This window comes from Tersicoccus phoenicis (genome assembly GCF_001968835.1).
GTDB classification, from domain to species: domain Bacteria; phylum Actinomycetota; class Actinomycetes; order Actinomycetales; family Micrococcaceae; genus Tersicoccus; species Tersicoccus phoenicis.
The window spans coordinates 31,533-43,009 of sequence record NZ_MRDE01000075.1 but is presented as its reverse complement, the minus strand read 5'-3'; the positions used below and the strand labels follow the sequence as shown (position 1 = coordinate 43,009).

The window sequence follows — 11,477 nt, the reverse complement described above, 5'->3', positions numbered from 1 at the left end:
GCGAACGCGCCAGAGCGCTCGCCGACGGTAGCGTCAGACAAGTCGAGGTCTCTCGGATGCAGCGTATAGGAACCTTCATCCTCGGGAGACCTCGACGTCTATCCCGGGACCGCCACGCCAACGCCAACTACACCCTCATCTGGGATGAGCCGCCAATGCGAAGCCTGGCCGTCACTACCGGCCTTGTGCGATCCCGGCTGTCGCGGTAGGCCCCGATCAGCGACCAGCCGGCGATTCCGGCGGTCACGATTGCGGCCACGGCGCTTGTACCGGCGAATGCCGCGGAAGCGGTACTTGTATCTATTTCAAACATGGGTGACATTATTGCGTCAATGCTCTGGCTTTCACCGGAAGCACCACCAGGTGCGCCGCCGTTCCGGGTCCCCGCCCACCTCGGCGGTGGTCGAGCAAGGCGGCGACCACCGGCCGGTCCGAGTCTGCGGACAGACGCCTGTCCACCTCGGCTCGTGTACCGCCTCGCCGCCGATAGCCTGATCCCATGCCCGCACCGACCCGTCCCCGTCGCCCGCGCGTGACGCGCGCCGCCACCGTCACCGGCAGCGAATGGCTCACCCGCGACCTGGTCCGGGTGCACCTGGCGGGCCCGGACCTGGCCACGATCGAGCCGCTGGCGCACACCGACAGCTACGTCAAGCTACTGTTCGCCCCGCGCGGCGCCGGCTACGCCTGGCCCTTCGACCCGGAGCGCATCCAGCAGCAGCTCCCGCGGGAGCAGTGACCGGTCACCCGGAGCTACACGATCCGCCGGCTGGACCTGGCGCGGGGGGAGATGCACCTCGACGTCGTGGTGCATGGTGACGAGGGGCTCGCCGGTCCGTGGGCAGCGTCCGCGCGACCCGGGGACACCATCGGATTCCGCGGACCCGGCGGCGGCCGACCACCTGCTCGTCGGTGACGAGTCGGCCTTCCCGGCGATGTCCGGGCCTTCGTGCACGGCAACGCCGAGATGATCAAGGACCTGCGGCGGTTCCTGCTGGTGGAGCAGGGCCTGCCGCGCGAGCGGGTATCCATCTCCGGGTACTGGCGCACCGGGCAGAACGAGGACGCCTGGCAGGCCGGCAAGCGAGACTTCGTGGCGCAGATGGAACGGGAGCAGGACGGCGAGGCTGTCCCCGTGCCCGCGTCCACGCGACCATGACAAGCCTGCTGACGACGATGTCGTCGAAGCTCGTGACCGGGTGCTCGCCTCCCGCCCAGACATGGGTTAGCCTCGCACCATGACGGCGCGCAGGTTCCTCGGCTGGCCGGCGGTCCGGCAGATCGCCTCCGGTGACTGGCTCGGCCGCGGACCCGCGGTGACATCGGCCCGCACCGAGTCGCTGAAGCCGCGCACGACGACGGCCGACCGCGTGGTGCAGAGCATCTGCCCGTACTGCGCCGTCGGCTGCGGCCAGCGGGTCTACGTCAAGGACGAGAAGGTCGTGCAGATCGAGGGCGACCCGGATTCGCCCATCTCGCGGGGTCGGCTGTGCCCCAAGGGATCGGCCAGTGAGCAGCTGGTGAACGCGCCGGGTCGGCAGACGGAGGTGCTCTACCGGGCGCCGCGGGCCACCGACTGGCAGCGCCTCGACCTGGACACCGCGGTCGACATGATCGCCGACCGGTTCATCGCCGCTCGCCGCCACGACTGGCAGCAGACCGACGAGCAGGGTCACCTGCTGCGCCGCACCATGAAGGTCGCCTCACTCGGCGGGGCCACGCTGGACAACGAAGAGAACTACCTGATCAAGAAGCTCTTCACAGCCGCGGGCGCCGTCCAGGTGGAGAACCAGGCGCGTATTTGACACTCCAGCACGGTTCCCAGTCTGGGAACCTCGTTCGGACGTGGCGGCGCCACACAGTACCTGCAGGACATGGCCAACGCCGACTGCATCGTGATCCAGGGATCGAACATGGCCGAGTGCCATCCGGTCGGCTTCCAGTGGGTCGCCGAAGCGCAGGCGCGCGGTGCGAAGGTGATCCACGTCGACCCGCGGTTCACCCGCACCTCGGCGGTCGCCGACAAGCACATCCCGATCCGGGCCGGTTCGGACATCGTGCTGCTGGGCGCGTTGATCAACTTCGTGCTCAGCAACGACCTGTGGTTCAAGGAGTACGTCCTCGCGTACACCAACGCCGCCTCCGTGGTGAACGAGGACTACCGCGACGCCGAGGACCTCGGCGGCCTGTTCTCCGGCATCGACCCGAAGACCGGCCACTACGACACGTCCACCTGGGCCTACGCCGAGGCGGACGGTGGTGGCCCGGTCTCGGGCACCCACAGCAGCGAACGGCACGGCTCCGAGGCGTCGGCCCGGGCCGCCGGCGACCAGCACGGCAGCGGCGGCCCGCCCCTGGAGCACGCCAACGTCCGTCGGGACGACACGCTGCAGGACCCGAACACGGTGTTCCAGATCCTCAAGCGGCACTACGCCCGGTACACCCCGGAGATGGTGCAGCAGATGTGCGGCATCGACCCGGCGGACTTCGACTACCTGGCCCGCGCCATCACGGAGAACTCCCGCCGCGACCGGACCACCTGCTTCGCCTACGCCGTCGGCTGGACCCAGCACGGCACCGGGGCCCAGTACATCCGTACCGCCGCCATCCTGCAGCTGTTGCTCGGCAACGTCGGCCGGCCCGGCGGCGGCATCATGGCGCTGCGCGGGCACGCCAGCATTCAGGGATCCACGGACATCCCGACGCTGTTCAACCTGCTGCCCGGCTACCTGCCGATGCCCAGCGCGGGCGTGCACGACACGTTCGACGACTACATCGCAGGCATCGCCAGCAAGAAGCAGAAGGGCTTCTGGACGGAATCGGACGCCTACGCGATCAGCCTGCTCAAGGCCTGGTGGGGGGACGCCGCCACGGCCGAGAACACCTGGGCGTTCGACTACCTCCCCCGGATCAACGGTGCCCACGGCACCTTCCAGACCGCGACGGCGATGCTCGACGACGACGTCGACGGGTTCTTCATCCTCGGCCAGAACCCGGCCGTCGGCACCTCCAACGGCCGGATGCAGCGGATGGCGATGTCGCACCTGAAGTGGCTGGTGGTGCGGGACCTGAGCCTGATCGAGTCGGCGACCTGGTGGAAGGACGGGCCGGAGATCGCCACCGGGGAACTGCGCACAGAGGACATCGAGACCGAGGTGTTCTTCCTGCCGGCCGCCAGCCACGTCGAGAAGGCCGGGTCCTTCACCCAGACGCAGCGGCTGCTGCAGTGGCGCCACCAGGCCGTCGCACCGCCCGGGGACTGCCAGAGCGAGCTGCAGTTCTTCTACGAACTGGGCAAGCGGATCCGGGCACGACTGGCCGGCTCGACCGACGAACGCGATCGCCCGCTGCTGGACCTGACCTGGGACTACCCGACCGACGAGCACGGTGACCCGGACCCCGAGGCGGTGCTGGCCGAGATCAACGGCTACCACCTGACCGGGCCGGACGCCGGCAAGCCCCTGTCCGCCTACACCCAGATGCGGGCGGACGGGTCGACGTCGGGCGGCTGCTGGATCTACACCGGCGTGTACGCGGACGGGGTCAACCACGCCGCGGACCGCAAGCCCGGCCGCGAACAGGGCCCGACGGCGCTGGAGTGGGGCTGGGCGTGGCCGGCGAACCGCAGGATCCTGTACAACCGGGCGTCCGCGGATCCCGCCGGCAAGCCCTGGAGCGAGCGGAAGAAGTACATCTGGTGGGACGAGGAGCAGAACAAATGGGTCGGCGAGGACGTCCCGGACTTCCCGGTGGACCGGGCCCCCGGGAGCACCCCCGACCCCGATCTCGGGGGACCGGACGCGCTGGCCGGTGACGATCCGTTCGTCATGCAGGCCGACGGCAAGGGGTGGTTGTACGCGCCCAAGGGGTTGCTCGACGGGCCGCTGCCCACGCACTACGAGCCCCAGGAATCCCGCGTAGTGAACGCGTTGTACGCCCAGCAGACCAACCCCTCGCGCGTGCTCTTCCCCCGTCGGGACAACTTCTCGGCGCCGAGCGCGGACAAGCCGGGCGCAGACGTCTACCCGTACGCGTTCACCACCTACCGGCTGACCGAGCACCACACCGCCGGCGGGATGAGCCGATGGCTGCCCTACTTGGCGGAACTGCAACCGGAGATGTTCTGCGAGGTGTCCCCGGAACTGGCCGCCGAGCGCGGACTCGAACCGGACGGCTGGGCGACCATCGTCTCGGCGCGCGGTGCCATCGAGGCGAAGGTCCTGGTCACGGAGCGGATGACCCCGCTGACCGTCGGCGGTCACACCGTGCACCAGATCGGCCTGCCCTACCACTGGGGCACGGGCGGTCAGGGTGCCATCGTGACGGGCGACGGCACGAACGACCTGCTCGACGTGACGCTGGACCCGAACACGCAGATCCAGGACTCGAAGACGGGCGTCTGCGACATCCAGCCCGGTCGACGCCCCCGCGGTGCCGCCCTGCTCGGCCTGATCGAGGAGTACCGCGCCCGCGCCGGGGTGACCACCGAGACCGGCAACGAGCGATTCACCGTCGCGGTCCCCGACACAATTGAGAGTACGGGCGGCAGCACGGACGACGGCGGTCCGGACGATGGTGGTCCGGACGACGGCGCGACGAAGGAGCACTGATGGGCCAGCTGGCCGGACCGACCGACCCCACCACCGACGCGTACGGAGAGCACCATCCCGAGCGCCGCGGATTCTTCACCGACACCTCCATCTGCATCGGCTGCAAAGCGTGCGAGGTGGCGTGCAAGGAGTGGAACCACAACCCGCAGGACGGCGACCTCCAGCTGTCCGGCAACTCGTACGACAACACCGGGGGCCTCGGGGCCAGCACCTGGCGGCACGTCGCGTTCGTCGAACAGGGCCAGGAGCGGATCGCGGAGGCGCGGCAGTCCGGGCGCGCTCTCGTCTCCCTCGGGATGCCGAAGATCGGCGCCCCGGTCAAGCCCGATCCCGATGACGTCACCCCGCCGGACACGGAACAGTTCCGCTGGCTCATGTCCTCGGACGTCTGCAAGCACTGCACGCACGCCGGCTGCCTGGACGTCTGCCCCACGGGTGCGTTGTTCCGCACCGAGTACGGCACCGTGGTGGTGCAGGACGACGTGTGCAACGGGTGCGGCACGTGCGTGGCCGGTTGCCCGTTCGGGGTGATCGAGCGGCGCCAGGACGGGACCGTCCTGGTCGCCGGGGACCGCAACGGGCCGCCGGACGAGCTGAAGAAGCGGGTCGGCAAGAAGGCCTCGACCCGCGTCGCGACGCACGGCGAGGATCCGAAGACCGGCGTCGCCCAGAAATGCACCCTGTGCTACGACCGGATGCTCGAGGATCAGACGCCCGCGTGCGCCCAGGCCTGCCCGACGACGTCGATCAAGTACGGCGACCACGACGACATGGTCGCCACGGCGCGGGACCGCGTGGCCGAGTTGCACGCTCAGGGCCGCACCGAGGCGCGGCTCTACGGCGCCAACGAGCTCGACGGTGTCGGCGGCACCGGCTCCGTGTTCCTGCTGCTCGACGAGCCCGAGGTCTACGGGCTGCCGCCGGACCCGAGGGTGCCCACCGCGGACCTGCCGCGGATGTACAAGCAGGCCGGCCTGGCCGTGGCGGGGATGGTGGCGGCGACGGCGCTGGCCTTCCTGGGCGGCCGTCGATGAGCACGTCGACCTTCGACAGCTATCGGCCGCCCGAGCAGGCGCGCCCTCGGCGGGAGCGCCGCGGCGGGAACCGACGGCGCGCCGGCAGGGGCGGTGCCGAGGGCAACAACGAGATGTCAATGGTGCCCGACGTCGAGTTCACCTCCTACTACGGGCGTCCCGTGGTCAAACCCGCGCCCTGGGGGGACGACGTCGCGGCCTACTTGTTCCTCGGCGGCGTGGCCGGCGGCTCCGGGCTGCTGGCGTTCGGTGGGCAGCTGACCGGCCTGCCCACGCTGCGCCGCAACGCTCGACTGGGTGCGCTGGCCGCCGTCGTGGTCGGCGGTGCCGCCCTGGTCCGTGACCTCGGCCGGCCCGAGCGGTTCCTGAACATGCTCCGTACCTTCAAAGTGACGTCGCCGATGAGCGTCGGCTCCTGGATCCTCAGCGCCTTCGGTACGGGGATCGGGGTGGCGTCGGCCGCCGAGGTCGACCGGATGACGGGCGAGCGGTTGCCGCTGGGTCCCTTGCGGCCGTTGCTGCGCGCGGTGGAAGGTCCGGCCGGGGTCGAAGCTGCCGTCTTCGCAGGCCCCCTGGCCGCCTACACCGCGGTCCTGCTCTCGGACACCGCGACCCCGACATGGAACGCCGCCAAGGACGAGTTGCCGTTCGTGTTCGTCAGTTCCGCGGCCCTCGCGGCCGGTGGCCTGGCCATGATCACGACGCCCGTGACGCAGACCGGGCCCGCACGCGTCCTCGCCGTGATCGGTGTCGCCGGCGACATCATCGGCGTCCGGACGATGGAACGCCGGATGGACCCCGTCGTCGCCGAGCCGCTGCGGCAGGGCCGGCCCGGAGCCCTGCTGGCCTGGAGCGAGCGGCTGACCGTGCTCGGCGGCCTGGGCGCGGCCATCGGCGGGCGCAACCGCTTGGTGGCCGTGCTCTCCGGCGGTGCCCTGCTGACCGCCTCCGCGCTGACCCGGTTCGCGTTCCTGCACGCGGGCATCGCGTCGGCGAAGGACCCGCGGTACACGATCGAGCCGCAGAAGCGTCGCCTGGCCGCCCGGCAGGCCGCCGGGGTCACCGACGACGCGATCACCACCGCCAGCTGACGGATCCGCCGCACTACCTATCCGGCGCCCGTCTCCCGGGGCTGGGCCTGGTCGGGGCTCGCACGGGAGCCCGCACAGTGGCGCCCTTGTTCGGGCTCAGGCGCCAGGGCCCGAACAGTGGCCTCCTTGTTCGGGCTGGAGTGCGAGATGCGCGGTGCGGGGTAGAGGTCAACGGATCTGGATACCGGACCCGGCGACGGTGTGCCCGATGACGGGATGGCCCGGCAGTTCCCCGACGACGAGCAGGCCCCCGGAGGTCTGGGCGTCGGCGAGCAGCAACAATTCGTCCTCGCCGATCCCCGGACCGGGCCGCAGCTGAGGTTCCACCCAGTCGAGATTGCGCCGGGTGCCGCCGGAGACGAAACCGTCGCGCAGGGCCTCCCGGGCGCCGTCGACCACGGGTACCGCGGACGCCTCGATCACGGCGCCGACCCCGGAGGCCCGCAGCATCTTGAACAGGTGACCGAGCAGACCGAACCCGGTGACGTCGGTGGCGGCCCGCACCCCGGCGGCGAGCGCCGCCTCGGCTGCGTCGCGGTTGAGCGCCGTCATGGTGGCGATCGCGGCGTCGAACACCTCGCCGGTGCTCTTGTGGCGGTTGTTCAGCAGCCCGACGCCGATCGGTTTGGTCAGCGTCAAGGGCAGGCCGGGAGCGGCGGCGTCGTTGCGGAGCAGGCGGTCGGGGTCGGCGACGCCGGTCACCGCCATCCCGTACTTGGGCTCCGGATCGTCGATCGAGTGGCCGCCGATCACCGGGCAGCCCGCCTCCGCCGCGACCGCGAGGCCACCCTCGAGCACCTCGGTCATCAGCGTCAGCGGCAGCACGTCCCGCGGCCAGCCGACAAGGTTGATCGCCACTACCGGTCGGCCGCCCATCGCGTACACGTCCGAGAGCGCATTCGCCGCCGCGATCCGGCCCCAGTCGTAGGCGTCGTCGACCACGGGGGTGAAGAAATCCGCCGTCGAGAGCACCGCGAGGCCCTCTCGAACCAGCACCGCGGCGGCGTCGTCGCCGTCGTCGAGCCCGACGAGCACGTTCTCGCCCGACTGCCCGGTCAACCCCCGCACCGCGTCCTCCAGTTCACCGGGCGGGATCTTGCACGCGCATCCGCCGCCGTGGGCGTAGCCGGTCAGCCGGACGGCCGGCTCCGGCAGCTGGGGCAGGGTCGACGAGACGTCGGGGCGCGTACCGGTCATGACGTCAGCGTAGCCACCCGGGCTGCAGAGGCTGCGACGGGACGGGGTGACGGACGCGACGGTCGAGGAACGGACGGCCGCGTGCGGTGACGTGGACCGTGACCCGGCCGGCATTCGCTAGATTGGGGGACGGAGGCGTCCGGGTCCTGGTGGGCCCCCCGGTCTTCAAAACCGGTGAGACCGAGCAGCTCGGTCTGGCGGGTTCGATTCCCGTCCGCCTCCGCCAACGAGCTACGGCGCCACTGAACGACGGCGCCGGCCAGCAACGCGAGGACCAAGGGCAGAGGAGCAACGGTGGTGGAGCAGGTCGACCCGCGTCGCCTGATCCCACGCACCGACCGCCTCCTGGCCCTGCCCGCCGTCGAGCGGGCGCGCGCCCGATTGAGCGAGGCGGTGCTGCTGTCCCTCGTGCGCGAGGTCCAGCAGCGTGCACGCCGCGGAGAGCTGGCTCCCGATCGGGTGGCGGACGCGGTCAGCGCGGCGGCGCAGGAACGCAGCGCCGCGAGCCTGCGACCGGTGCTGAACGCGACCGGCGTCGTCGTGCACACCAACCTCGGCCGCGCCCCGCTGAGCGAGGCGGCGGTCGCGGCGGTCGTCGCGGCCACCGGCTACGTCGACATCGAACTCGACCTGACCACCGGCGTCCGGTCGCGTCGCGGGTCCGGCGCCCGGTCGGCGCTGCTCGCCGCCTGCCCGGCCGCCGAGGACGCCCTCGTGGTCAACAACGGCGCCGCCGCCCTCGTGCTCGCGACCACCGCGCTCGCCGCGGGGCGCGAGGTGGTCATCAGTCGCGGCGAACTGGTCGAGATCGGCGCCGGCTTCCGGCTCCCGGACCTGATCGCCTCGACCGGGGCCCGGTTGCGCGAGGTCGGCACGACCAACCGCACGCACCTGCGCGACTACGCGGACGCCCTCGGCCCCGACACCGGTTGCATCCTCAAGGTGCACCCGAGCAACTTCCGGGTCCAGGGGTTCACCTCCGGCGCCCCGATGGACGACCTCGCGGCGCTCGCGGCCGGCCACGGCGTGCCGCTCGTCGCCGACATCGGCAGCGGCCTGCTCGCCCCCGACGCGGCACTGCCGGACGAGCCGGACGCCGCGACCACCTTGGCCGCCGGTGCCCATCTGGTCACGGCCAGCGGGGACAAGCTGCTCGGCGGCCCGCAGGCGGGCCTGCTGCTCGGCCGGGCGGACCTGGTCGCGCAGCTGTCCCGGCACCCCCTGGCCCGGGCCGTCCGCGCCGACAAGCTGACCCTGGCCGCGCTGGAGGCCACCGTGGCCGGTGGCGCCGTACCGGTCGGCCGGTCCGTGCACGCCGATCCCACCCGGTTGCGCGAACGCGCCGAGCGGATCGCTGCGGCGGTGAACGCGCCCGTCGTCCCGCACGACGGCCGGGTCGGCGGGGGAGGAGCGCCCGGCCTGCCCCTGCCCGGCTGGGCGGTGCGGCTGGACGAGGCGATCGCCGTGCACCTGCGTACCGGGAGTCCGGCCGTGCTTCCGCGTGTGCACGACGGAGCCTGCCTGCTGGATCTGCGGTGCATCCCGGAAGCGGACGACGAACGGCTGCTCGCTGCGGTCCACGTCGCGCTCGCCGCGTCGTCCGCCACGGCCACGTCGCCCGGTGGTAGCACCGGCGGCACCAACGGCATGACGACACCGACGGCATGACGGCATCTCCCTCCGGATCGGCCTCCGGCTCGAGCCACCCCACCGCGGTCGTCGCCACCGCCGGTCACGTCGACCACGGCAAGAGCACGCTCGTCCGGGCCCTGACCGGGATGGAACCGGACCGATGGGAGGAGGAACGACGGCGTGGCCTGACCATCGACCTGGGCTTCGCCTGGACCGTGCTGCCGTCGGGCCGGGAGATCGCCTTCGTCGACGTCCCCGGTCACGAGCGGTTCCTCGGCAACATGCTGGCCGGCATCGGTCCGACCCCGGTGGTGCTGTTCGTGGTCGCCGCCGACGAAGGCTGGCAGGCCCAGTCCAGCGACCACCGGGACGCGGTGGCGGCCCTGGGCATCGACCGGGGGATCCTGGTGATCACGCGGGCCGACCGCGCCCACGGTCGGGTGTCGGACACGCTGCAGCAGGCTCGGACCGAGCTGTCCGGTACGGGTCTGCGGGATGCGCCGGTGGTCGTCGTCAGCGCGGTCGACGGCACGGGCCTGGACGAGCTGCGCACCACCCTCGACGACGTCCTCGCCGCCAATGGGGAACCGACGACGACCGGCCGACTGCGGCTGTGGGTGGACCGGGCCTTCTCCATCACGGGCGCGGGGACCGTGGTCACCGGCACGCTGCCGTCCGGCACCGTCGCGGTCGGTGACCGGCTGGACGCGATCTGCGGCGAGCGCACCCGGACCGTTCAGGTCCGTGGCCTGCAGAGCCGTGACGAGCCCCGCGAGACGGTCGGCCCGGTGAGCCGGGTGGCACTCAATCTGCGCGGGGTGACGCCGTCCGACGTCGGCCGCGGGGACGCGCTGGTGACGCCGGGCGCGTGGCCGGTGGCGGACACCGTCGGCGTGCGGCGCACGAGCGGCTCGCCGCTCGGCGAGGCACCGGACCGGGTGGTGGTGCATGTCGGCACGGCCGCGGTGCCCGCCCGGCTCCGCTCCTTCGACGACGACCACGCGTGGCTGGCGTTGTCCCGGTCCCTCCCGCTGGTGCCGGGCGACCGGATGGTGCTGCGCGACCCGGGCGCCCACCGGCTGCTCGGCGGTGTGCTGCTGCTGGACGCGGACCCGCCCGCCTTCCGCCGCCGCGGCGACAGCGCCCGCTGGGCCGCCCGGCTGATCACGATGACGCCGGGCGGGGATCCGCTCGCCGAGGTGGCGGCGCGCGGTGCGGTGACCGCGGCCCACCTGCACCGGCTCGGCGTGATCGCCTCGGCGCAGCAGGACCCGCCGTCCGACGTGGTGGCGCTGGGACAGTGGTGGGTGCACGCCCCGGTGCTGGCCGGTTGGCAGCAGCGGCTACGTGCCGCCGTGGCCTCCCGGCACGAGACCGACCCGCTCGCCGGTGGTCTCACCCACGGCGCCGCGCGGGACCTGCTCGCCCTGCCCGCCGGCGTCCCGCTCGACCCGGTGATCACCGCAGCGGGCCTCGAGCAGGAGGCCGGTCGGATCCGGCTGCCCGGCAGCAGCGGTGACCTCGGCGCCGCCGAGGCCGCGGTCGCCCGGGTGGTCGAGCAGCTGGCCGAGAACCCGTTCAACGCGCCGGAGGCGCACGACCTCAGTGCATTGCGGCTGACGACGCGGGACCTGGCCGCGGCCGAACGCGCCGGGAGGATCATCCGCTTGCGGGACGGCATCGTGCTGTTGCCGACGGCGCCGGCGCTGGCGATGCGGACACTGGCCCGTCTCGCCCAGCCGTTCACGACGAGCGACGCCCGGCAGGCGCTGCGCACCACGCGCCGGGTCGTGATTCCGCTGCTCGAGCATCTGGACGGACGCGGCTGGACGCGGCGGCTGGACGCCGGGCATCGCACGGTGATTCGTTCAGGCGGCGGCCGCTGACCGGACGGCACCGCCCGCCCGGCCCGC

The 11,477-nt window shown here is 72.2% G+C and carries 6 protein-coding genes, 1 tRNA gene and 2 pseudogenes; 8 read left to right on the top strand and 1 reads right to left on the bottom strand.

Annotated features, from left to right (window positions below):
- Positions 1 to 499 precede the first annotated feature (499 nt).
- From BKD30_RS16780 to nrfD, 5 genes and pseudogenes are all read left to right on the top strand, one after another.
- Positions 500 to 916 (top strand): annotated as a pseudogene (locus tag BKD30_RS16780) (siderophore-interacting protein).
- A gap of 24 nt (positions 917 to 940) precedes the next feature.
- Positions 941 to 1,159 (top strand): annotated as a pseudogene (locus tag BKD30_RS16775) (SIP domain-containing protein); the annotation flags it as partial.
- Between the two features lie 79 nt (positions 1,160 to 1,238).
- Positions 1,239 to 4,610: a formate dehydrogenase gene (gene fdh / locus BKD30_RS12915; RefSeq protein ID WP_143588196.1), complete on the top strand. Its 3,372-nt coding sequence runs from the start codon at positions 1,239 to 1,241 to the stop codon at positions 4,608 to 4,610.
- Positions 4,610 to 5,644, top strand: a complete 1,035-nt coding sequence (locus BKD30_RS12910; RefSeq protein WP_076705198.1) for a 4Fe-4S dicluster domain-containing protein — start codon at positions 4,610 to 4,612, stop codon at positions 5,642 to 5,644. The genes fdh and BKD30_RS12910 overlap by 1 nt, the downstream gene beginning before the upstream one ends.
- Positions 5,641 to 6,735 carry an NrfD/PsrC family molybdoenzyme membrane anchor subunit gene (nrfD, locus tag BKD30_RS12905; protein WP_076705197.1) on the top strand — a complete coding sequence of 365 codons (1,095 nt, stop codon included), beginning with the start codon at positions 5,641 to 5,643 and terminating at the stop codon, positions 6,733 to 6,735. The genes BKD30_RS12910 and nrfD overlap by 4 nt, the downstream gene beginning before the upstream one ends.
- Positions 6,736 to 6,903: 168 nt before the next feature.
- Here the strand turns inward: nrfD and selD are convergent, their stop codons facing one another.
- Positions 6,904 to 7,932 carry a selenide, water dikinase SelD gene (selD, locus tag BKD30_RS12900; RefSeq protein WP_076705219.1) on the bottom strand — a complete coding sequence of 343 codons (1,029 nt, stop codon included), beginning with the start codon at positions 7,930 to 7,932 and terminating at the stop codon, positions 6,904 to 6,906.
- Positions 7,933 to 8,063: 131 nt separating this feature from the next.
- On the opposite strand from selD, the gene BKD30_RS12895 reads away from it, so the two are divergent.
- The 3 genes from BKD30_RS12895 to selB all read left to right on the top strand — a co-directional run bounded on the left by BKD30_RS12895 (position 8,064) and on the right by selB (position 11,450).
- A tRNA-Sec gene (locus BKD30_RS12895) sits at positions 8,064 to 8,158 on the top strand.
- Between the two features lie 71 nt (positions 8,159 to 8,229).
- Entirely contained in the window at positions 8,230 to 9,600 is a 1,371-nt protein-coding gene (gene selA, locus BKD30_RS12890) for an L-seryl-tRNA(Sec) selenium transferase (RefSeq protein ID WP_076705216.1), read from the top strand.
- Entirely contained in the window at positions 9,597 to 11,450 is a 1,854-nt protein-coding gene (selB, locus tag BKD30_RS12885) for a selenocysteine-specific translation elongation factor (RefSeq protein WP_076705196.1), read from the top strand. The genes selA and selB overlap by 4 nt, the downstream gene beginning before the upstream one ends.
- Positions 11,451 to 11,477 lie beyond the last annotated feature (27 nt).

Bases quoted from the DNA above. Each gene is read 5' to 3' on its own strand.
- selD (WP_076705219.1), bottom strand. From the start codon at position 7,932: ATGACCGGTACGCGCCCCGACGTCTCGTCGACCCTGCCCCAGCTGCCG.
- nrfD (WP_076705197.1), top strand. From the start codon at position 5,641: ATGAGCACGTCGACCTTCGACAGCTATCGGCCGCCCGAGCAGGCGCGC.
- selB (WP_076705196.1), top strand. From the start codon at position 9,597: ATGACGGCATCTCCCTCCGGATCGGCCTCCGGCTCGAGCCACCCCACC.
- BKD30_RS12910 (WP_076705198.1), top strand. From the start codon at position 4,610: ATGGGCCAGCTGGCCGGACCGACCGACCCCACCACCGACGCGTACGGA.